Below are 19,875 nucleotides of genomic sequence, written 5' to 3'. Positions count from 1 at the left end.
AGATAGACAGGTGATAAAATGAAGATAGCATTAACAGGAAAAGGCGGGGTTGGGAAAACAACCATCTCCGCAAGCTTAAGCCGATATTTTGCCGACCAGGGATATAATGTATTAACAGTTGATGCTGACCCCGATGCCAATCTTGGCCTGGCCTTAGGTATGACTGAGGAAATGATCGCCAGTATTGTTCCCATTTCTGAAATGAGAGACTTGGTGGAAGAGCGAACAGCGGCGGAAACCGGTTCTTTTGGATCAATGTTTCGAATGAATCCTGAGGTTGCTGATATTCCCGAGCGTTATGCCAAAGAGTTTAATGGGGTTAAGTTACTAACCATGGGAACCGTCGACACCGGAGGATCCGGCTGTGTATGCCCGGAGCATGTTTTATTAAAAATGCTGATGAGCCATCTGGTATTATACCAAAAAGATGTGGTTATCATGGACATGGAAGCCGGCATTGAACATCTGGGTCGGGGAACTGCTGGGGCAGTCGATGCCTTTATTGTTGTCGTCGAACCGGGAGTCCGCAGTATTCAAACGTTCCATAAGGTTAAATCCATGGCAATGGATATTGGTGTAAAACAGGTTTATGTTATTGGAAATAAAATCCGCAATGACGGAGATATCGCCTTTCTTACCGAAAAAATCGGAGCAGACAACATCATTGGTTTTATGAACTACCGGGATGCCATCTCTGAATCTGATCGCAACAATCAATCGCCCTATGACGACCCTGTTATGAAGGAAGATATTGCCGTATTAGGCAAGAAAATTCTGGCAATTGTTGAAGAAAAAAAGAAATAACGTAATTTTAAATAGTCAACAAAAATCTAATGTTAATTGAACGAATCTAAGGAGGAAAAAGTCCATATGAATATGAATCTTTTTGATATTATTTACGACGGTCAAGCCCAGTACCTTCAACGTGCTGAAGAAATGGTTGCCAAAGTCGTTGCTGAAAAGGGAAAAGAAACACCAGTGAAATTCCCAGGAACTGCTTATGCTTTACCTTGCATCTATGCAATCACAGGTAAAAAAATCACCAATGTAGGTGAACTGGAAGATGCATTGGCACTGGCGAAAGAAAAAATTCACCGTACCAATTACCTGCAAGACGCTTTAGATGCTGGAACCGCTTCAGCAATGTTAGCGGAAATTATCGAAGCAGTAAAATATGTTTACGATGAACTTCCATACGCTGGCCGTCACGTAGAAGATTTAAATACAACAGATGTTCGTTACTTAGGACATATTACTGATGCTGAAGTACGTAACTTCGGTGTGCCACTGGTAACAGATGACATCCCAGGTGTTGCCGTAATTATTGGTGAAGCCAAAGATGCTGAAACCTTAGCCGGAATCGTAAAAGATTACCAGGGTAAAGGTCTGTTAACCTTCATGGTTGGTAAAGTAATCGACCAGGCAATTGAACAAAAAATCAAAATGGGTATCGACCTTCGTGTTATTCCTTTGGGATACGAAATCGAATCAGTTATCCATGTAGTATCAGTTGCTATCCGTGCCAGCTTAATCTTTGGGGCTACACCTCCAGGCGACTTCCTGGCTCACCGAACCTATACCAAAAACCGTGTAAAAGCGTTTGTTAACGTATTTGGACCATGGGATAACAAAATTATCGCTGCTGGTGCCGCTGCCATCGAATTGGGCTTCCCAGCTGTTACCGAAACTTTCATCAATGAAGTACCAACCTTATTATTACACCAACCAGATAACAGCAAAGTTGTTGCCACTTCTTTAGAAGCCCGTAACATCAAAATCAAAGTTACCGAAATTGACTGTCCAGTTGCTGTTTCTTCAGCTTTCGAAGGTGAACGTGTACGTAAAGATACCATGTTTGCTGAATTTGGTGGAAACAAAACTGAATGTTGGGAACTTGTAACAACCGGTGATGTTGCTGAAATGGAAGACCACAAAATTACTGTTGTGGGACCAGATATTGACGATGCGATGTTCGAAGGCAAAGACGTTGTTCGTCTGCCAATGGGTGTTGTTGTTAAAGTCGGCGGTAAAGCAATGCAAAAAGACTTTGAAACCGTACTTGAAAGACGTATCCATTACTTTACAAACTATATTGAAGGCGCTATGCATGTTGGTCAAAGAAATATTGCATGGATCCGTTTAACAAAAGAAGCATTTGAAAAAGGCTTCCGTTTAAGACACATCGGTGAAGTTTTATATGCAAAAATGCGTTCTGACTTTGATAAAGTTGTTGACAAATGTGAAGTTACCATTTACACCAATGCAGAAGATGTAAAACGTCTTGGCGAAGAACTGGTTAAACCGATCTATGCTGAACGTGACGAACGAATGGGCGCTCTGACAGATGAAAGTGTTGATGAATTCTATACCTGTCTGTTATGTCAATCATTTGCTCCAAGCCACGTTTGTGTTGTAACACCAGAACGTTTAGGTCTTTGTGGTGCTGTTTCCTGGTTAGATGCTAAAGCAACTAAAGAATTGGATCCAACCGGACCTAACCAACCAATCGTTAAAGGCGAAGCTACTGACGAACGTTTAGGACGTTGGGATTCTGTAAATGAAGTAGTAGCCAGAGATTCTCAAGGTGCTGTTGAAGCAGTTACACTGTACTCAATCCTTGAAGATCCAATGACATCATGTGGTTGTTTCGAATGTATCTGTGGTATCATGCCAGAAGCAAACGGTGTTATCATTGTAAACCGTGAGTTCGGCGATACTTCTCCAGTTGGTATGACTTTCGGTGAATTGGCTTCAATGACTGGTGGTGGGGTTCAAACTCCAGGCTTCATGGGTCACGGTCGATTCCTGATCGGTTCTAAAAAATTCATGTCAGCAGAAGGCGGTTTATCTCGAATCGTTTGGATGCCAAAAGAATTAAAAGACGACGTAGCAGAACGTTTAAATAAAGCTGTTAAAGAAATGACCGGTATTGAAAACTTCGCAGACATGGTTTGTGATGAAACAATTGCCAGCGATTCTGAAGCAGTATTAGAATTCTTAGAATCAAAAGGACATCCAGCACTTGCTATGGATCCAATTATGTAATACATTTTGACCCTGTCAAAATAAAGACATGCCTGAAGGCAGAACACAGACGTGTTCTGCCTTTTTTTAACCCAAAGCATAAACTTACACAGTTTAGAATAATTCAAAATAGCTATCGATTTATTAAGAAAAGGATGCTATAATTATAAAAAAATCAGATCAACAGGAGGAAACAATATGTGTAGCAATAAAGAACAACACAGCCATGGTGAGCATCATGAGCATGAAGAAGGCCATCCGCATTTAGGTGGAGCCCAACACGAACATCAACATTCGCATCCGCATACCGGGGATGAAGGTCATGAACACATTCATGAGCATAATCACGAACATGGACACACCCATAGTCACCCTCACAGCGATGACCATGATCATGGCAGTGAACATACCCATACAAAAGAGCATGAACACGAACACACCCATCATCACGCCCATCCCCATCCTCATCAACATGAGCACCCGCATGGTCATGAAAGTCAGGCCCATGCCCATGGCCATGATCATTCGCATGGACACGATCACACACACGGCCATGATCATCCCCACCCCCATGTTCACGGTGATGGCCATTGTGGACACCACAATAAAAACGGCGCCGGTTGTTGCCATGGTGGTGATGTCGAAAATAAGGATGTTGAAATCCTGGGATTGCTACTCGATCACTGGGTGGCGCACAATCAGGATCATGCCATGGAATACAACACCTGGGTTGAAAAAATGAATCGTTTGGGTAAAAATGATGTTGCCGAGTCCTTAATCGAAGCAATTGCACTGATGAGCGAAGCTGATAAGCATTTGGTGGCAGCTAAAAAAGAGTTAGGTTAAGCAATTCAAAAATTTGCACATTACTCGACCAGTGCGGATGATACGAATAGCGATGAAAGTCGTTTAAAAACTTATAATAAACCAGTTGCCCCCTGACTTGTGTTAGGGGGCAGACTATGTTAAAATAACCTCAATTAGAAGAAAGGAGACTGAGAACATGTGTGAATCTTCAGCTTATATGATCACTCCTGAAGGAGAAACTAAAATTATGGACTACGTTGTTGATATCGTTCCAAATGAAGATGGCAGTTTAACCCTGTCGGATTTATTGGGCGGTACAAAAATTGTTCAAGGCAAATTAAAAGAAGTCAAGCTTCTTAACCACAAAATTATTATTGAAGGAACAACGGTCTAGACGATGAACATAGTAGTGCTAGACGGCATGGGAGGAGGCATTGGCTCTCGAATTGTCGGTATTTTAAAAGATGAAATACCACCATATATTGAAATATATGGTTTGGGAACCAATGCGCTGGCCACTGCGGCGATGTTAAAAAAAGGCGCCAATAAAGGTGCTACTGGCGAAAATGCCATTGCTGTTACCGTGAAAAAAGCTGATTTTATCATCAGTTCAATTGCGATGACCATTCCAAACTCGATGATGGGAGAAGTCACTCCGAAAATGGTTGAAGCCATTGGAAATAGTGATGGATTTAAAATCTATATTCCGATTCTACCGGAAAATCACCATATTGTTTCACTGGAGGAAAAACCATTACTACTTCAAATTCGTGAAGCAGTATCCTTGATTAAAAAAGAACTCAATTTGGGAGACGTATAGATGGATGATAAATTAAATATGGATAAAGAAGCCGATATTTTCAAGGTGTTTCTTGCTCATTGGATTAATCACACCGGAGACCATATTGCAGGCTATCAGGAATGGGCCGATAAATTGCAGGGAACATCAAAGGACAATGTGTCCCAGGAGATTTTAATAGCGATCGCTAAAATGCGAGAAGCTCAAAAGAAGATTATGGAAGCGAAAATGCGCTTTTAATAACAGAATAATAAATCGCATCATAATGATTATTGCCATGCTTGAAAGCAGGACTTTTTGTTCTGTTTTTTTTATTGTGGCATCGAATTAAACCTGTTAATGTGACAAATCCCCGGAAGAATATAATGTTCGACCGGGGATTTTTTCATAAAAAATTATGCGAACTTTTAAAAGTTGGTGTATAATGAAATTATAAAAAAAGAAGAAGGTTTAAAAATGCGAATCAAAGATAAAAAACGTTTTATCGTTGCATGTGGTGGTCTGGCGGCTATTTTGATTCTGGCTATTGCAGTTTTAACGCTCGGTTTTTGGCATCGGAACGAAACCCAGTCAGAAACCACCAACCAGAAAAATTCACAGGCATCAACGGCGCAAACAACGAATGCAAAAACAGAGTCTGATCCGGTGACGACAAATCAGGCGGCTGTAACCGAACAACCGGCACAGAGCGAAACAAAAGAAGAAGAAAAAAACAACGCCGCAGAAAGTGGAACCGGCACAGATAGTATCACGACACTGGTTAATAAAAACCATAGTATTTCAGCCAGCTATATCCCCAGCGATCTGGTCACTGTTGACTTACCATCAACCCGGGATACCCAGCTGAGAAGTGTCGCTGCTGACGGGTTGACAAAACTGTTTAAAGCGGCAGAGAGCGCTGGTTTAGAATTATACTGCTGCTCGGGTTATCGTTCATACGAAACCCAGTCCGAGCTGTATGCCTGGAATGTGGACACGTATGGGGTTGACGGGGCCGAACTGGTCAGCGCCCGACCGGGAATGAGTGAGCATCAATTGGGCTTAGCCATGGATGTTACCAGTGCGACTGTCGGTTTTGATCTGTTAGAGAGCTTTGGTGCAACACCTGAAGGACAATTCATTAAGGATAACGCCCATAAGTACGGGTTTATTGTCCGTTATCCTCAGGGTAAAACCGATATTACCGGTTACGCCTACGAGCCCTGGCATTTGCGCTATTTGGGTGTGGATGTGGCGACGGCGATTTACAATAGCGGAAAAACCATGGAAGAATACTATGGCACAAATTAGGGTCTGGTTAAAAAATATAAATGCACAAAAGGATATCCTAGGGTATCCTTTTGTGAAATTTCAGTGTGTTTCCTGAGACAGAATGGATAAAAAAACTATTTTCAAAGAATTAATTGTCTGATATAATAAGCAAGTATTTTGTGCGCCCGTAGCTCAGGTGGATAGAGCAGTAGTTTCCTAAACTGCGTGCCGGAGGTTCGAATCCTCTCGGGTGCACCATTTGAATGTGGCGGCGATGGCCGTTTTTTTTATTGGCGGAATTAACTATCGGCGTTTAAAATACAGATGGATGTAAATAATTAATTAAATAAGTAAGAAACGGTTGCAAAGTGTGACAACAAGGCTTATACTTCTTAGAGTTATTAAACGGTAGCAATGCCACAAAGCGGGGGGAGTGCTGATGGAAAATTATAAAAAGTATTTAATTGTCTGTGGACTGCTTCTATTGTTTGCGCTCATTTCTCCGATCATTATTGCCTGGATCAGTGTGATCCTCTCTCCGCTGATTACAACGGTAGGGGTCGTTGCCATTATTTTTATCGCAACGGTGATAATTGCCTGGTTTGGGAAAATTGGTCGCAAATAAACGGTTGATAACGAGTTTTTAAAAATCATCCGAACACAAAAAAACAATCTGAATGATACAGGAGATAATTGACACATTGGAAATACGATTAGTAGAAGAAAGAGATTACCTCAGAGTGCTGGAAATTCTGAACGAATCCATTGCGGCCCGAAAATTTACGGCCCAGCTTTCGCCGGCAACCATGGAGATGCGTAAAGACTGGTTCATTCATCATTCGGCGCCACGACATCCGATGTATGTGGCCGAAGTCGATGGCAAGGTGGTTGGTTGGGTGACGCTCACTGAATTTCGCGCTGGCAGAGAGGGGTTTCGCTTTACTTCAGAAATAAGTTATTACCTGGACAGCCATTTTCACCGCCAGGGCATTGGTTCAATGTTAATGCAGCGAGCGATTGAGGCGGCCCGGGAAATCGGATTCAGAAACCTGGTGGCAGTCGTATTTGACACCAATATCAGCAGTCGCAAGCTTGTCAAAAAACATGGGTTTCGGTTATGGGGGCATATGCCAGAGGCGGTTGATATCGACGGAAACTTAATCGGCTGTGATTATTGGGGATTAAAAATAGAAAAATAGTAAATGCTGCTTGATTATTTTCGGCGTTGCTGATATAATTTTAATGTTGTTCAAAAGGCTATATGCCTTTTTTTATTTGAACCGCAACAGCAATAATCGGACAGTCACTGATAAAGAAAATCATGGATGATTAGCAATGTTTTCATTGACAAAAATCAGGGTCTTATGGTATTCTATGTTAGTGACTATGAAAATAGGGAACGTGTGCCTGCATGTTCCTGCGGGTGTTGATATAAGGATGTAGGAGGTGCTGGAATGAGAGTAAAAGTTACTTTAGCATGTACAGAATGCAAGCAAAGAAATTACGATACCATGAAAAACAAGAAGAATAACCCTGATCGTTTAGAAGTGGATAAATATTGCAAGTTTTGCAAGAAGCATACACCACATAAAGAAACGAAATAATGGATAAAGAGGAATATCATGGCAACTAACAAAAAAAGTAAAAATGCCAGTAGTAAACAAGGAAAAGATAACACCCCACAACAGGCACAAAAAACCGATGATAAGGCTGCAAACCTTGTAAAAGAGGAAAAGAAAGCGCCTCAGTCAACGGCAAAAAATGAGAAAAAAACAGCAAAGAAGTCAAGCGATAAAAGCAAGGAACCGAATATTTTTCAGAAGATGGTCGGCTTTTTAAAAGGCGTTCATCATGAACTGCGAAAAGTTACTTGGTTAACTAAAGATGAATTGATAAAGAAATCTGGCGTTGTTGCCGGAATTGTTGGGATATTCACTTTTCTCGTTTGGGTTGTTGATTCAGGATTAGGTGCACTTGCCGCGTTATTTATGAACATTTAGGTAAGGGAGAACCATGGATACTAATCAACAGGAACAGGCCCAATGGTTTGTTGCACATACCTATTCCGGTTATGAGAATAAGGTAAAGGCAAGCATTGAAGCCACCGTAGAAAACAGAAATATGGAGGACGTGATCCTTGAGGTTCAGGTTCCCGTACAAGAAATAGTGGAAAGTAAAAACGGCAAAAAAGTCGTTAAGGAGAAAAAGCTATTTCCAGGTTATGTCATGATTAAAATGTTCATGACAGATGATTCATGGTATGTTGTCCGAAATACCCGTGGTGTAACCGGGTTTGTTGGTCCTGCCTCAAAACCTGTTCCGCTCTCAAAGTCAGAACTTAAGAGTATGGGCATTCGTCAGCAGCGTGTGGAAATCAGTATGCATGTTGGTGAAGAAGTGAAGGTCATTGAAGGACCACTAGAAGGGTTCACCGGTGTTATTGAAGAAGTGCATGCCGAGAAATCAAAGGTCAAGGTCAATGTTTCCATGTTTGGTCGAGATACCCTCGCTGAACTGGGATTTGAACAAATAGAAAAAATAAACACTTAAGGAAAAAACTATTCTTCATGCTACTCCAATTAGGAGAAAAAAAACTATAATAAAATGAAGGAGGTGTTATCATGGCAAAAAAAGTAATTGGTATGATTAAATTACAAATTCCTGCCGGTAAAGCAACACCAGCACCACCAGTTGGTCCTGCATTAGGTCAACATGGGGTTAATATTATGGGATTCTGTAAAGAATTCAACGCAAAAACTGCAAATGAAGCAGGAATGATTATTCCTGTTGTAATCACTGTTTATCAGGATCGATCTTACTCATTTATTACAAAAACACCGCCAGCTGCGGTTCTATTAAAGAAAGTTGCTGGTATTGAGTCTGGATCTGGGGTACCTAACAAAACCAAGGTAGCTAAGGTTACAACTGAACAATTAAGAGAAATTGCAACATTAAAGATGCCTGACTTAAACGCAGCATCTGTTGAAGCAGCGATGAGAATGATCGCTGGAACTGCCCGTAGCATGGGTATCACAATCGAAGAATAATTTTAGAAGGTAGAAACACCTTAAGTGGGAGGGAAACCGCTATTACCACAAGGAGGCAAAGATGAAAAAAGGAAAAAAATATCAGGATTTGGTAAAAAGCTTTGACAAGCAAGAGCTTTTTGAAATTGATGCAGCAATTGCACAAGTCAAAAAACTGGCGACAGCAAAGTTTGATGAAACCATTGAATTGCATGTTAAATTGGGTGTTGACTCACGTCATGCAGATCAACAGGTTCGTGGAGCAATCGTTCTGCCACATGGTACTGGTAAATCAGTTAAAGTTCTGGTTATCGCCAAAGGCGACAAACTGAAAGAAGCTGAAGAAGCTGGCGCTGATTTCTTTGGTGAAGACGATATGATCGATAAAATTCAAAAAGAAAACTGGTTTGATTTTGATGTAATGATTGCTACTCCAGACATGATGGGTAAGGTTGGTCGTTTAGGTCGGGTATTGGGACCTAAAGGGTTAATGCCAAATCCTAAATCAGGAACGGTAACTATGGATATTGCCAAAGCTGTAGCCGATACCAAAGCCGGTAAGGTTGAGTATCGTTTGGATAAGACCAATATTATTCATGTGATCATCGGAAAAGCATCGTTTACCGAAGAAGCCTTAAAAGAAAACATGATGGTATTATTGGAAACTGTTAAAAAAGCAAAACCAGCTGCTGCCAAAGGTCAATACTTCCGCAGTGTAACCCTGGCAAGCACCATGAGTCCTGGAGTTAAAGTCAATACAGGAAAAATCTAGAAGTTTATTGCTTTTAAAATAATAAACTTTGAAACGACTTGACATAGAAAATGACAAATGATACAATAACGTCGTTGTAAAAGACGCATTCATCCATAGACAGTAGGTTTGTAAATCCTACCGAGGTTGAAGAGATAAACGCTTATGAATAATAAAGCTCTCTTCACGCTGTGGAGTGAGCTTTTTTGATACGATTTTATAAAGGAGGTGCAGATAATACATGCCAAAAATTGAAGAAAAACAAGTGATTGTCCAGGAAATTGCGCAAAAACTTCGTAACGCTCAAACAGCGGTTCTCGTAGATTATCGTGGGTTGAATGTTGAAGAAGTAACTGAGTTACGTTCCCTGGCGAGAGCAGCAGGTATCGACTACAAGGTATATAAAAATTCAATGATGCGGTTCGCTGCAAAAGAAACCGGTTTTGAAGGTTTACTTGACGTTTTGGTTGGACCTACTGCAATTGCTTTCTGTGATACAGATCCAGTTGCACCAGCTAAATTACTCAGCGAGTTTGCAAAAAAACATAAGGCTTTAGAAATTAAAGCAGGTATGGTAGATGGTAAGGTTTTAGACGTCAAAGGCGTCTCAGATCTAGCTGAATTACCACCACGAGAAGTATTGGTTGCCAAGGTTCTTGGCGGCTTAAACGCACCAATTTCAAGTTTTGTTAACGTACTTAACGGAAACATGCGTGGATTGGTTGTCGCATTAAATGCGATTGCAGAACAAAAACAAGCATAATTCGAAAACAAACTAAATTAAAGAAAGAATATTTGGAGGTTTTATAAAATGGCAAGTGAAAAAGTAACACAATTAATTGAAGACGTAAAAGGTTTAACCGTATTAGAATTATCTGAGCTGGTTAAAGCATTAGAAGAAGAATTCGGCGTTAGCGCTGCTGCTCCAATGGCTATGATGGCTGCTCCAGCTGCTGGTGGTGCTACTGAAGAAGTAGAAGAAAAAACTGATTTCGATGTAATCCTGGCTTCTGCTGGCGATCAAAAAATCAAAGTTATCAAAGTTGTTCGTGAATTAACAGGCTTAGGCTTAAAAGAAGCAAAAGCATTAGTTGACGAAGCTCCAAAACCATTAAAAGAAGGCGCTACTAAAGAAGAAGCTGATGATATTAAAGCTAAAATTGAAGAAGTTGGCGGAAGCGTCGAAGTAAAATAATTACTCGATAACCACTAAAAATCACTTGCTTGCGCAGGTGATTTTTTTGTTTAACAGACGAAGTCTGAGAAAGAAGAACAATGGGAAAAAAACAGACAAATCAAGTGAAAGAAATCACCCCCATGGCGGTAGACTTCCCCCAATGGTATACAGATGTTATCTCTAAAACTGAATTGGTGGACTATTCTCCGGTAAAAGGATTTATGGTGATTCGGCCCTACGGTTATGCGATTTGGGAGCTGATCCAGGGTGCTTACGATAAACGCTTTAAAGAAACCGGTCATGAGAACATGTATTTTCCGCTTTTGATTCCAGAAAGCCTTTTAACAAAAGAAGCTGAACATGTCGAAGGATTTGCTCCAGAGGTCGCCTGGGTTACCCATGGTGGCGGCAAAGAACTGGCCGAAAAACTAGCAGTGCGCCCGACATCAGAAACGATTATTTGCAGTATGTACTCAAAATGGCTCAATTCCTATCGTCAGCTGCCTTATTTGTATAATCAATGGTGTTCAGTTGTGCGGTGGGAAAAAACCACCCGACCGTTCCTTAGAACCTCTGAGTTTTTATGGCAGGAGGGCCATACCCTCCATGAAACTCCGGAAGAAGCTCAGGAAGAAACCATGCAAATGCTGGGGATCTACCGGGAAATCGCCGAAAGCCACCTGGCCATGCCGATGGTCGTTGGTCGAAAAAGTGATAAAGAAAAATTTGCGGGTGCCGATGCCACCTATACCATGGAAGCATTGATGCACGATGGTCAGGCCCTGCAATCAGGGACTTCTCATAATCTTGGCCAGCATTTTACCAAGGCCTTTGAAATTACCTACCTGGATCGCAATAATGAGCAGTCCTTTCCTTTCCATACTTCCTGGGGGGTATCGACACGCTTAATCGGTGGGATTATCATGGTTCATGGTGATGATAATGGTCTGGTTCTGCCTCCGAAAATTGCCCCGATTCAGGTGGTGGTCATTCCAGTGGCCCAACATAAAGAAGGGGTATTGGATAAAGCCTGGGAAATCAGTAAAGCGCTGGGGAAAGATTTCAGAGTTAAGGTTGATGATCTGGATGGCTATTCTCCTGGCTGGAAGTTTAACCAGTGGGAAATGAAGGGTGTGCCAATCCGTCTGGAAATTGGTCCTCGGGACATTGAAAATGGTCAATGTGTACTGGCCCGACGGGATACGGGTGAAAAAATTCAGGTCAGTTTGGATAATGTCAGCCAGGCTGTAGATGACTTGTTGGCGGAAATTCAGGCCAACTTGTTTAATAAAGCGCTGAAAATGCGGGAAGAAAAAACCTCCACTGCGGAAAACATTGATGAATTCAAAAAGAATTTATCAGAAAATCCGGGGTTTGTCAAAGCGATGTGGTGTGGTGAGCGAAGCTGTGAAGATCAGATAAAAGAAGAAACTGGCGCATCGATCCGTTGTATCCCATTTGAAGATGAACAGGAAGTGTTGTACGCAGGCAAATGTGTCTGTTGTGGTAAGCCAGCACAAAAAATGGCCTACTTCGCCCGAGCTTATTAGGAAGCATGAGCGTGTGAAAATGAGCAGCATTGCAATGACCAACCTGGGATTTTTCTTGAATGAAGGCGAATTTTATGAACATATCCGGATGAAAAAAGGATCAAGACGGGCCCTGCCCATTGAGCGAATTCTTGAGTCAGCAAGAAATATTCCGAAGCCAAAGGTGCTCTATCGGGTATCCGAAGCGAAAATCATTGATGCTACGCACTTCACCCTGGATGGCGTCGAATTTGTCAGTGAAGCTGGAGTGGAAAAAATTGCCAAGTCTACCTATGTTTTTCCGAATATTGTCACGGCTGGTCGGGAAATTGAGAATTATTGTCTTTCCCGGGAGAACGTTCTGGATCAGTACATTATCATGGAGCTCTGCAATTTCGCCTGCGAATTTGCCAGAGAAGCGCTGATACGTGATGTTAGGAATCGCTATGGTGTGTCGATAACGGATTGTATCTATCCGGGTGAAGATGGATTTCGTCTGGAATCGGGTAAAAAAATATTTGATTTATTTGAAAATGTCGAAGACCAAATTGGTGTTACAGTCACTGAGATGGGGCTGACCACCCCGAGTCGAACAGCCTACGCAATTTATTTTGGCTAATCAATTAAATCGATAAAACGTATAAAGAGGCCCTAAGTTATCCTTAGATGGCCTCTTCTTTTATGCATTTTTTAAATTGTTAAACAATTCGATCATTCGTATATTGAGCAGGGGATGGACGAAGTAGGGCGCAATTTCAGCCATTGATTCCATTACAAAAGTCCGTTCCTGAATCCGGGGATGGGGGAGAATCACATGGGGATCATCACTGATCAGATTATCGTAAAATAAAATATCCAGATCAATAGTCCGGGGGCCCCAGTGGATCGTTCGTTCCCGTTTAAGTTCCAGCTCGATCTCTAGCAGCCGGTTCATCAGGACAGGAGGCGGCAGGGTGGTTCTGATTTTTAAAACGCAGTTGAGAAAGGCATCCTGATCGGTGTAGCCCCAGGGCTCGGTTTCGATAATTGTGGATTGGGTCAGTCCTTCAATGCCAGGGGTATTTTTTATGGCAGTAATGGCTTCGGTTAGATTTAGATTGCGGTCGCCCATATTGGTGCCCAGTCCGATAAAGGCCTGGTGCCAACCGCGGTTTATTTCAATGGCGACGGTATCCATCGATTTAAGTATCGGGGCCCAGGGCTTTTTAATGGTAAGGCTGACATGTTTAACCATCGGGTAGTGTTTTAAAACATAGGTCGCCAGCATTTCGCCAGCGGTTTCAATCAGGTCGTAGCTTTCTTTTTTAAATTCGATCTCCAGGGCATGACAGAGTTCGCCATAATGAACGGATTTTGTCAAATCGCCGGTGAGGGCCGCTTCCTGCATATCCAGAGATAGAGTTACAGAAATCAGAAATTTCTGGCCCAGGGTTTTTTCTTCGGGGAAAACCCCGTGATAGGCAAAGACCTCAAAGTCTTTTATATAGAGTTTGTCCATGGTGCTCCTTTCAGAATACTGGCGGTCATTTGTGCCGCCCGTTTATTTTCCAGGACATCATGAACCCGAATAATCGAGGCTCCCTTCATAATTCCGATAACCGTGGTGGCCACAGTGCCCTCCACCCGTTCGGTTACCGGCAGATCCAGGGTCAGGCCGATAAAGCCTTTGCGGGAGGTACCCAAAAGAACCGGGTAGCCGAGAGTTTGCAGGTCTTCCAGATGGTGCATTGTTTCCATATTCTGGGCGTAATCCTTGGCAAAGCCAATGCCGGGGTCAAGGATGATGGCATCCTTGGAAATGCCAGCGCTTACGGCGATATTGATGGATTCCTGAAGATCGCCATTAATATCGGTCATCAGGTTGTGATAATTCTGATTAGTGCGGTTATGCATCAGGACGCAGGGAACCTGGTATTTGGCAGTAAACTCGGCCAGGGACGGATCATATTTAAAGCCCCAGATATCATTGACCATGTCGGCACCAGCCGCTAAGGCCGCTGCCCCAACAGACCCCTTGTAGGTATCAATGGAAATGGGAATGTCAAAGCGCTGGCGGATTGCTTCGATCATTGGAACGACTCGCTCGATTTCTTCGGCATCACTGATTTGAGTATGACCGGGACGGGTCGATTCGCCGCCAAGATCAATAATATCAGCACCATCGAGGATCATTTTTTCTACCTGCCTCAGGCTGGCATCCAGGTTATTGAATTTGCCGCCGTCAGAAAATGAATCGGGGGTAACGTTTAAGATCCCCATAATGAGGACCTGATTGCTTAAGTCAAAATTTTTATTGCCAATTCGCATGAATACTCCTTTAATAAACAATGGTCAGGTTTTTCTTTTCACGTGACCAATCACATTCGGTTTCAACCGGGCAGCAAAAACAGGCCCGGGATAATTTGTCGCTTTGATAAACTAGTTTACTGAATCCCTGGGCTTTTGGATTACGATGATTAAGGATTGCCTCGAGGATCAGATTATTTTGATCGTCAGTATAATCAAGGGTTTTCAGCAGGGGAATTGCCAACTGGTGAGAGGCGATTTCATGGGGTGTTTTGTCCTGATATTGAACAAAACGACCAATGTCGTGGAGCAATGCGGTGGTATAAATCAGATCCCGGGAGAAGTTTAGTCCGGCTTCCATAGTCTTGATACTGGCAATGCGGGCGACTGATAAAAAATGGTCGATGTCATGACGACAAAACGGTCGATTGACCTCGCAGGTTTCTATTTTTTTTAGATAATTCTGATAATCATTCATGTGAAAAAGGGTGTTGGTATTTTTTAACTGATCCATTAACCACGTCCTATTTGATGCTTAAAAGTTTATGGACTTCGTCTTTGAGCTCCTTGTTATGCTCAAATATACCGGCTTGCATCGCAGTAACGGTACGGGTGCCGGGACGTTTGACGCCGCGCATATTCATGCAGAGATGTTCGGCTTCAACGATAACCATGACGCCGCGGGCTTGCAGGTATTCCATAACGGCTTCACCAATTTCGGTGGTTAATACTTCCTGAAGCTGTGGTTTTTTGGCATAAACATCAACTGTTCTAACCAGTTTAGACAGCCCGGCAACCCGACCATTGGGAATATAGGCAATGTGAACCTTACCGTAAAAGGGTAACAGGTGATGTTCGCACATCGAATAAAAGGGAATGTCCCGTTCAATGACAATATCATCTGATTTTACGGCAAAGGTTTTGGCCAGGTGAACTTCGGCAGTATGGCCCAGACCTGAAAAAATTTCTGCATACATCCGGGCAACCCGGGCAGGGGTTTCAACCAGGCCTTCCCGGGTGGGATCTTCGCCGATGGCTTCTAGAATCATTGTGACAGCTTCTTGGATTTTCTTTTGATCAATCATTTTTCTCCTATCGCCGAATCAACTTCAATTTGATCCGGAATGGTTTTTACTAAAACCAAATAAAAAAAGCATTACTTAAATAAAACAAATGTTTTAAGCAATGCTTCCGCAACCCTTAATTGGTTGTTAAGGGGTCCAGCGGAAGCAACAAGATATCGCAATGAGTTCATTTCGTTTAAAGGCAACTTCCCATCCTCTAACACTTTACGCATCTTGTCTACTCTGTTATATTTAATTGGGTGTATTTTAACATGGGACGGGGCAGGTTACAAGGGTAATATAACGTATTCTTAAACGTTCTAAGTATCGATTGGCTGGAAATTTGCGGATAAAAAAATCAAAAAAAAGTTACTAAAATCAACAAAAAATGTAAAGAGAAAAAATTTAACCATTTTTTTAACAAAGTCGCTCAGTTGATGTAATCGATTGGCAATATTTTTACTTGTCGGTCACTGAAAGATGAAAGATAGTTGCGAAAGTTGACAACCGAAAGCGGAGAGAATTACGAATTACATCGTTTACTTAAGCCGGATATGTTAAAATAATTCTGCCAAATAATCAGAAAATTGAAATATAGTTAGAAATGAGTGGAACGATGACCGAATCAGATATATTAACAGCCAACGTGCCAAGTGGCGATCAATTTATTAAAAAAACGTTATATATGCGGGGGATTCCCAAATGGGAATTTGACCGTTATCTGAGAAAGAAAGCCGAAACAATTGGGAAAGATTGCTATACCGGTGCGGGCTGGCAGGTAACCTTGTCGCCAGAGCGACAGGAAAGTATTGGGGTCTGTTCACTGGTGGCAGTGGATGTTACCCTGGTGGTGGAAAAGGATCAGTTTGACGACTTTTTGCGCAGCTTTCGAAAGAACTTTCTTCGAGGTGGAGGTTGACCATGGAAGAAAAGAATTCCAAGAAGAGTTTTTATTCGCTGGATAACGCGGGTGTCCTCTACACGGCCATTGCCTCATCACGAATCACTACTGTATACCGGATGACCGTGGAATTATCAGAAGAAATCCAACCAGTGACATTACAAAAAGCGCTGGAACAGATTATTCATCGGTTTCCCTATTTTCAGGTGACGTTAAAACGTGGTTTTTTCTGGTACTACTATGAACACACCGAGGCGATACCAAGGGTAGAGGAAGAAACCTATTATCCCTGTAAAACAATGCGACAGCGGCAGGGCAAGACCTTTCCCTTTCGGGTGCTCTATTATAAAAAATACCTCCATGTCGAATTTAATCACAGCATCTGTGATGGTAGCGGTGGCCTGGCCTTTTTGCAAACCTTGATTATCGAGTATTTTAAGCTGTGCAAAGAGATTTTTCCCAGAAATCTGGGTAAAGCCATGGATATTGATACGGATGTGGATCCAGGGGAGTTTGAAGACTCCTTTAAGGTCTATTATGAAGAAAATGTACCGCCGCCGCCGGGTAGTAAAAAGGTCTTTCATTTTCCCTTTGAACTACTGGATAAGGGGGAGTACCTTTTGCTGACCGGTTTTGTGCCGGTAGCGCCCTTATTGGATCTGGCTAAGCGTCATGGTTGTACCCTGACCCAGTTTATTCTGGCTCTTTACTTTGAAAGTATTCAGGAATATATTATGGAGCTGCCAATCAGTGAGAAAAAAAAGCGGCGCCAACGGATTGCCATCAATGTACCGGTCGATTTGCGAAAGATGTTTCCTTCGATTACACTGCGAAATTTCTTTATCAGTCTTAATCCGGAGATTGATCTGGCCCTGGGCTATTATACCCGGGCGGAGATTATTGAGCAGATCAAAGGTTATATGGGTTTATATATGAATCGGAAGCATATTAACCGCTATATTTCCCGTAATGTACGCAATGAACAACTGATCTTTCTTCGGATCATTCCCCTGTGGGTAAAAAAGCTGCTGATGCCTCTTGTCTATAAACGTTATGGCGAGCGGGGCTATACCAGTGGTTTATCCAATTTGGGGGTGGTCACGGTTCCGGAAGAGCTGCGCCCCTATGTGAAGAGTTTTGAAGTCTTTCCTTCCCCCAGCGCTGAAAGCCGACTAAAGATGGTAACGGTCAGTTATGAGAATCGGCTGGCCCTGTGTTTTGGCAAAACCACTGGAGAAACGGTCATTGAAAAGATCTTTTTTGGAAAAATCAGACAGCTGGGAATTCCGGTAAAAATTGAAACGAATAAGAGGTGAGAATCATGGCCTATTGCCCAAAATGTGGTGTTGAAGTTGAAGATGATGTGAAAAACTGTCCGCTTTGCGACTTTCCCGTTCCGGATGTCAATGATGGAATTTTTTCTCAGGACAGTAAATATCCTCAGGCGATCAATACCTATGAAGAAGATCATCTGGGAAAAAAGAATCAGGCGTTTTTTTCGATTACGATTATTGCGGCCAGCATTATGGTGATTATTGGCGTCATCTATCTGGTTTATCCCTGGAATCATGTTTTGCTGAAATATATCGCCCTGGCGGATCTCAGCATTTTTGCCATTGTCTTTTTTGCCATGGGTTACCTCAAACCGAACTATAATTTTCTGGGAGCCTATATTACCGTGGTGATTACCTGCCTGTTTGTTTATATGATTGGTGGAAGCCAAACCAACTGGTTTTTAAGTTATGCCTTTCCGATTGCCACCCTGCTTTATCTGGATGTCAGCCTGTTTCGCTTTATTCTGAAACACACCCGGCATAAAAGTCAGTTCATTTTTATTCCCACCAACCTGATTCTTTTTGTGATTGTACTGGCAATCGGCATTGATGGAATTGTCAGCTTAAATGTACTGGGGGAAGTCCAATTAACCTGGTCATTGATTGTAGCGGTCTCGGGCCTTTGCATCATTGGCCTGCTCCAGACGATTTATCATCGGATTCCGGAAAAAACCCGGAGAATGCTAAAAAAGAAAATGCATGTATGATCGGTAACGGATCAGTCAATTGATGTGATTAATGTTGACTTTAATAAGTGAAAATAAAGAGTTTCCCAAAAGAAGGCTGGAAAAGATAGCATCGCTATTTTATCCAGTCTTCTTCTTTTTTTTGACTAAATAAGACATATATGAGTAAAATATCGTTATATAAATTGTAAAAAAATCATAAAATTTTAAATAATCGAACTAAATCTTTAAAATACTTAATAAGTCTTAATGAACAGATATTATTCAGCGAATGCTTACTTATAAGATAGTTCTTGAAGTGGATTAAAGACACTCCAAATACGAATATAAGGGTAACATTAATATCTCAAAGACACGCTTAAAATATATTGAATTTAACCCTAGAGAAATAGTATGAAAAATTCCATTTATCAGTCAAAAAATTCTCGTTTCAATTGAGCGGTTTCGTGTTAAATTGAGGAACCATCTTAAATGATTTGGGTAATTATCACGTACAAAGGAGGTCATTGAAATGGCAGTGCAAATTACGACAGCAGAAGCCGTAAAAAAAATTGTTGATCAATCTTCTGTTATGATCGGAGGATTTTTAGGGGCTGCTGTTCCACTAAAAATGATCGATGAAATAGCAGCAGCTGGCGTTAAGGACCTGACCGTCATCAGTATTGGCGCAGGGTATCGGGGTGGCGGTGTGGATGTTGGCAAATTGGTCTTAAATAAGCAGATTATCAAATATGTGACATCACATGTGGGCACTGATCCCAATTTGATCAAACAAATTGTGGGTGAAGAAGTGGAACTGGAGTTAAGCCCCATGGGCACCTTTGTGGAGCGGGTGCGCGCTGGCGGTGCCGGATTGGGTGCTGTTGTCACACCGGTGGGGATGGGAACAGAGGTCGAAGCGATGGCACAAAAAATTACCGTCGATGGAAAACCTTACCTGTTATTTAAGCCGATCCGGGCTGATGTGGCGATAATTAAAGCCTATCGGGCTGACCCTTTGGGAAATTTGCAATATCAGGGAATGAGTAATACGAATCTGATTATGGCCACGGCTGCCGACATTGTCATTGCTGAGGTGGATGAGATTGTCGAGATTGGCGAGATTGCTTGTGAACAAATTGGGACCCCGGGAATCTTTGTGGATTATATTGTTAAAGGACATCGTTATGAAGAACGTAAGATGATTTATGAAGAAATGTGGATTGCCACAAATAAATTATAGGAGGGTTCAAAATGCCTA

General features: G+C 42.0%; 26 protein-coding genes, 1 tRNA gene, 1 riboswitch and 1 other annotated feature. Of the genes, 23 read left to right on the top strand and 4 right to left on the bottom strand.

Annotated features, from left to right (window positions below; all coding sequences use genetic code 11):
- Nucleotides 1-18 precede the first annotated feature (18 nt).
- The 19 genes from BI182_RS07970 (at nucleotide 19) to BI182_RS07880 (ending at nucleotide 12,983) form a co-directional block, all read left to right on the top strand.
- Entirely contained in the window at nucleotides 19-804 is a 786-nt protein-coding gene (locus BI182_RS07970; protein ID WP_263992692.1) for an ATP-binding protein, read from the top strand.
- 72 nt (nucleotides 805-876) lie between these two features.
- Nucleotides 877-3,045 carry an acetyl-CoA decarbonylase/synthase complex subunit alpha/beta gene (gene acsB / locus BI182_RS07965; protein WP_286806742.1) on the top strand — a complete coding sequence of 723 codons (2,169 nt, stop codon included), beginning with the start codon at nucleotides 877-879 and terminating at the stop codon, nucleotides 3,043-3,045.
- A 177-nt stretch (nucleotides 3,046-3,222) separates the two neighbouring features.
- Nucleotides 3,223-3,870 carry a DUF8180 domain-containing protein gene (locus BI182_RS07960; protein ID WP_070372465.1) on the top strand — a complete coding sequence of 216 codons (648 nt, stop codon included), beginning with the start codon at nucleotides 3,223-3,225 and terminating at the stop codon, nucleotides 3,868-3,870.
- A 157-nt stretch (nucleotides 3,871-4,027) separates the two neighbouring features.
- Nucleotides 4,028-4,225: a CooT family nickel-binding protein gene (locus BI182_RS07955; protein ID WP_070372466.1), complete on the top strand. Its 198-nt coding sequence runs from the start codon at nucleotides 4,028-4,030 to the stop codon at nucleotides 4,223-4,225.
- A 3-nt stretch (nucleotides 4,226-4,228) separates the two neighbouring features.
- Nucleotides 4,229-4,651 (top strand): DUF3842 family protein, encoded by a 423-nt coding sequence (locus BI182_RS07950; RefSeq protein ID WP_070372467.1) that lies wholly within the window; start codon nucleotides 4,229-4,231, stop codon nucleotides 4,649-4,651.
- Nucleotides 4,652-4,870 (top strand): DUF8180 domain-containing protein, encoded by a 219-nt coding sequence (locus BI182_RS07945; RefSeq protein ID WP_070372468.1) that lies wholly within the window; start codon nucleotides 4,652-4,654, stop codon nucleotides 4,868-4,870.
- 216 nt (nucleotides 4,871-5,086) lie between these two features.
- Nucleotides 5,087-5,920 carry a M15 family metallopeptidase gene (locus tag BI182_RS07940; RefSeq protein WP_139142397.1) on the top strand — a complete coding sequence of 278 codons (834 nt, stop codon included), beginning with the start codon at nucleotides 5,087-5,089 and terminating at the stop codon, nucleotides 5,918-5,920.
- Between the two features lie 142 nt (nucleotides 5,921-6,062).
- A tRNA-Arg gene (locus BI182_RS07935) sits at nucleotides 6,063-6,139 on the top strand.
- 181 nt (nucleotides 6,140-6,320) lie between these two features.
- Complete coding sequence (locus tag BI182_RS07930) at nucleotides 6,321-6,506, top strand: hypothetical protein (protein ID WP_070372470.1); 186 nt, start codon at nucleotides 6,321-6,323, stop codon at nucleotides 6,504-6,506.
- A gap of 76 nt (nucleotides 6,507-6,582) precedes the next feature.
- On the top strand, nucleotides 6,583-7,080 hold the full coding sequence (locus BI182_RS07925; RefSeq protein WP_250933417.1) for a GNAT family N-acetyltransferase: 498 nt from the start codon (nucleotides 6,583-6,585) through the stop codon (nucleotides 7,078-7,080).
- Nucleotides 7,081-7,335: 255 nt separating this feature from the next.
- Nucleotides 7,336-7,485, top strand: coding sequence for a 50S ribosomal protein L33 (rpmG, locus tag BI182_RS07920; RefSeq protein ID WP_014355470.1), 150 nt, complete (start codon nucleotides 7,336-7,338; stop codon nucleotides 7,483-7,485).
- Between the two features lie 18 nt (nucleotides 7,486-7,503).
- Nucleotides 7,504-7,881 (top strand): preprotein translocase subunit SecE, encoded by a 378-nt coding sequence (secE, locus tag BI182_RS07915; protein ID WP_084633762.1) that lies wholly within the window; start codon nucleotides 7,504-7,506, stop codon nucleotides 7,879-7,881.
- A gap of 13 nt (nucleotides 7,882-7,894) precedes the next feature.
- Nucleotides 7,895-8,431: a transcription termination/antitermination protein NusG gene (gene nusG / locus BI182_RS07910; protein WP_070372471.1), complete on the top strand. Its 537-nt coding sequence runs from the start codon at nucleotides 7,895-7,897 to the stop codon at nucleotides 8,429-8,431.
- 71 nt (nucleotides 8,432-8,502) lie between these two features.
- The gene (rplK, locus tag BI182_RS07905) at nucleotides 8,503-8,928 is read left to right on the top strand and encodes a 50S ribosomal protein L11 (protein WP_070372472.1); all 426 of its coding nucleotides are present in this window, start codon (nucleotides 8,503-8,505) and stop codon (nucleotides 8,926-8,928) included.
- Nucleotides 8,929-8,989: 61 nt separating this feature from the next.
- On the top strand, nucleotides 8,990-9,679 hold the full coding sequence (rplA, locus tag BI182_RS07900; RefSeq protein WP_070372473.1) for a 50S ribosomal protein L1: 690 nt from the start codon (nucleotides 8,990-8,992) through the stop codon (nucleotides 9,677-9,679).
- 75 nt (nucleotides 9,680-9,754) lie between these two features.
- Nucleotides 9,755-9,875, top strand: a sequence feature (ribosomal protein L10 leader region).
- Nucleotides 9,876-9,899: 24 nt separating this feature from the next.
- Nucleotides 9,900-10,421: a 50S ribosomal protein L10 gene (gene rplJ / locus BI182_RS07895; RefSeq protein ID WP_286806700.1), complete on the top strand. Its 522-nt coding sequence runs from the start codon at nucleotides 9,900-9,902 to the stop codon at nucleotides 10,419-10,421.
- A gap of 48 nt (nucleotides 10,422-10,469) precedes the next feature.
- Nucleotides 10,470-10,853: a 50S ribosomal protein L7/L12 gene (gene rplL, locus BI182_RS07890; protein WP_286806698.1), complete on the top strand. Its 384-nt coding sequence runs from the start codon at nucleotides 10,470-10,472 to the stop codon at nucleotides 10,851-10,853.
- An 80-nt stretch (nucleotides 10,854-10,933) separates the two neighbouring features.
- A complete protein-coding gene (gene proS, locus BI182_RS07885; RefSeq protein WP_250933415.1) occupies nucleotides 10,934-12,385 on the top strand; it encodes a proline--tRNA ligase in 1,452 nt (483 codons plus the stop codon).
- A gap of 19 nt (nucleotides 12,386-12,404) precedes the next feature.
- The gene (locus BI182_RS07880) at nucleotides 12,405-12,983 is read left to right on the top strand and encodes a hypothetical protein (RefSeq protein ID WP_228882630.1); all 579 of its coding nucleotides are present in this window, start codon (nucleotides 12,405-12,407) and stop codon (nucleotides 12,981-12,983) included.
- 60 nt (nucleotides 12,984-13,043) lie between these two features.
- On the opposite strand, the gene folK is transcribed toward BI182_RS07880, so the two are convergent.
- From folK to folE, 4 genes are read right to left on the bottom strand one after another with little or no spacing between them, the layout of a single operon-like run.
- A complete protein-coding gene (gene folK, locus BI182_RS07875; protein WP_228882632.1) occupies nucleotides 13,044-13,862 on the bottom strand; it encodes a 2-amino-4-hydroxy-6-hydroxymethyldihydropteridine diphosphokinase in 819 nt (272 codons plus the stop codon).
- Nucleotides 13,844-14,671, bottom strand: a complete 828-nt coding sequence (folP, locus tag BI182_RS07870) for a dihydropteroate synthase (RefSeq protein ID WP_228882634.1) — start codon at nucleotides 14,669-14,671, stop codon at nucleotides 13,844-13,846. Before folP ends, folK begins: the two co-directional genes overlap by 19 nt.
- Nucleotides 14,672-14,681: 10 nt before the next feature.
- Nucleotides 14,682-15,164: an HD domain-containing protein gene (locus BI182_RS07865; RefSeq protein WP_070372480.1), complete on the bottom strand. Its 483-nt coding sequence runs from the start codon at nucleotides 15,162-15,164 to the stop codon at nucleotides 14,682-14,684.
- A 10-nt stretch (nucleotides 15,165-15,174) separates the two neighbouring features.
- The gene (folE, locus tag BI182_RS07860) at nucleotides 15,175-15,732 is read right to left on the bottom strand and encodes a GTP cyclohydrolase I FolE (protein WP_175440967.1); all 558 of its coding nucleotides are present in this window, start codon (nucleotides 15,730-15,732) and stop codon (nucleotides 15,175-15,177) included.
- Nucleotides 15,733-15,869: 137 nt separating this feature from the next.
- Nucleotides 15,870-15,962: riboswitch (THF riboswitch) on the bottom strand.
- Nucleotides 15,963-16,330: 368 nt separating this feature from the next.
- On the opposite strand from folE, the gene BI182_RS07855 reads away from it, so the two are divergent.
- The 4 genes from BI182_RS07855 (at nucleotide 16,331) to BI182_RS07840 (ending at nucleotide 19,857) form a co-directional block, all read left to right on the top strand.
- Nucleotides 16,331-16,633 (top strand): MoaD-like domain-containing protein, encoded by a 303-nt coding sequence (locus tag BI182_RS07855; RefSeq protein WP_070372482.1) that lies wholly within the window; start codon nucleotides 16,331-16,333, stop codon nucleotides 16,631-16,633.
- Nucleotides 16,634-16,635: 2 nt separating this feature from the next.
- Nucleotides 16,636-17,931, top strand: a complete 1,296-nt coding sequence (locus BI182_RS07850) for a hypothetical protein (RefSeq protein WP_148636703.1) — start codon at nucleotides 16,636-16,638, stop codon at nucleotides 17,929-17,931.
- A 5-nt stretch (nucleotides 17,932-17,936) separates the two neighbouring features.
- Complete coding sequence (locus BI182_RS07845; RefSeq protein WP_070372484.1) at nucleotides 17,937-18,656, top strand: hypothetical protein; 720 nt, start codon at nucleotides 17,937-17,939, stop codon at nucleotides 18,654-18,656.
- Between the two features lie 490 nt (nucleotides 18,657-19,146).
- On the top strand, nucleotides 19,147-19,857 hold the full coding sequence (locus BI182_RS07840) for a CoA transferase subunit A (protein WP_286806690.1): 711 nt from the start codon (nucleotides 19,147-19,149) through the stop codon (nucleotides 19,855-19,857).
- Nucleotides 19,858-19,875 lie beyond the last annotated feature (18 nt).

Origin of the sequence: Acetobacterium sp. MES1, assembly GCF_002237635.1 — a bacterium.
Taxonomy (GTDB): domain Bacteria; phylum Bacillota; class Clostridia; order Eubacteriales; family Eubacteriaceae; genus Acetobacterium; species Acetobacterium wieringae.
The sequence above is the reverse complement of the archived record's forward strand: the minus strand, read 5'-3'. Positions and strand labels throughout refer to the sequence as shown.

Bases quoted from the DNA above. Each gene is read 5' to 3' on its own strand.
- folP (WP_228882634.1), bottom strand. From the start codon at position 14,671: ATGCGAATTGGCAATAAAAATTTTGACTTAAGCAATCAGGTCCTCATT.
- BI182_RS07845 (WP_070372484.1), top strand. From the start codon at position 17,937: ATGGCCTATTGCCCAAAATGTGGTGTTGAAGTTGAAGATGATGTGAAA.
- secE (WP_084633762.1), top strand. From the start codon at position 7,504: ATGGCAACTAACAAAAAAAGTAAAAATGCCAGTAGTAAACAAGGAAAA.
- BI182_RS07865 (WP_070372480.1), bottom strand. From the start codon at position 15,164: ATGGATCAGTTAAAAAATACCAACACCCTTTTTCACATGAATGATTAT.
- rpmG (WP_014355470.1), top strand. From the start codon at position 7,336: ATGAGAGTAAAAGTTACTTTAGCATGTACAGAATGCAAGCAAAGAAAT.
- rplJ (WP_286806700.1), top strand. From the start codon at position 9,900: ATGCCAAAAATTGAAGAAAAACAAGTGATTGTCCAGGAAATTGCGCAA.
- BI182_RS07850 (WP_148636703.1), top strand. From the start codon at position 16,636: ATGGAAGAAAAGAATTCCAAGAAGAGTTTTTATTCGCTGGATAACGCG.
- BI182_RS07840 (WP_286806690.1), top strand. From the start codon at position 19,147: ATGGCAGTGCAAATTACGACAGCAGAAGCCGTAAAAAAAATTGTTGAT.
- BI182_RS07970 (WP_263992692.1), top strand. From the start codon at position 19: ATGAAGATAGCATTAACAGGAAAAGGCGGGGTTGGGAAAACAACCATC.
- BI182_RS07940 (WP_139142397.1), top strand. From the start codon at position 5,087: ATGCGAATCAAAGATAAAAAACGTTTTATCGTTGCATGTGGTGGTCTG.
- BI182_RS07930 (WP_070372470.1), top strand. From the start codon at position 6,321: ATGGAAAATTATAAAAAGTATTTAATTGTCTGTGGACTGCTTCTATTG.
- rplK (WP_070372472.1), top strand. From the start codon at position 8,503: ATGGCAAAAAAAGTAATTGGTATGATTAAATTACAAATTCCTGCCGGT.
- BI182_RS07880 (WP_228882630.1), top strand. From the start codon at position 12,405: ATGAGCAGCATTGCAATGACCAACCTGGGATTTTTCTTGAATGAAGGC.
- BI182_RS07950 (WP_070372467.1), top strand. From the start codon at position 4,229: ATGAACATAGTAGTGCTAGACGGCATGGGAGGAGGCATTGGCTCTCGA.
- BI182_RS07855 (WP_070372482.1), top strand. From the start codon at position 16,331: ATGACCGAATCAGATATATTAACAGCCAACGTGCCAAGTGGCGATCAA.
- BI182_RS07960 (WP_070372465.1), top strand. From the start codon at position 3,223: ATGTGTAGCAATAAAGAACAACACAGCCATGGTGAGCATCATGAGCAT.
- nusG (WP_070372471.1), top strand. From the start codon at position 7,895: ATGGATACTAATCAACAGGAACAGGCCCAATGGTTTGTTGCACATACC.
- acsB (WP_286806742.1), top strand. From the start codon at position 877: ATGAATCTTTTTGATATTATTTACGACGGTCAAGCCCAGTACCTTCAA.
- folK (WP_228882632.1), bottom strand. From the start codon at position 13,862: ATGGACAAACTCTATATAAAAGACTTTGAGGTCTTTGCCTATCACGGG.
- BI182_RS07955 (WP_070372466.1), top strand. From the start codon at position 4,028: ATGTGTGAATCTTCAGCTTATATGATCACTCCTGAAGGAGAAACTAAA.
- BI182_RS07945 (WP_070372468.1), top strand. From the start codon at position 4,652: ATGGATGATAAATTAAATATGGATAAAGAAGCCGATATTTTCAAGGTG.
- rplL (WP_286806698.1), top strand. From the start codon at position 10,470: ATGGCAAGTGAAAAAGTAACACAATTAATTGAAGACGTAAAAGGTTTA.
- proS (WP_250933415.1), top strand. From the start codon at position 10,934: ATGGGAAAAAAACAGACAAATCAAGTGAAAGAAATCACCCCCATGGCG.
- rplA (WP_070372473.1), top strand. From the start codon at position 8,990: ATGAAAAAAGGAAAAAAATATCAGGATTTGGTAAAAAGCTTTGACAAG.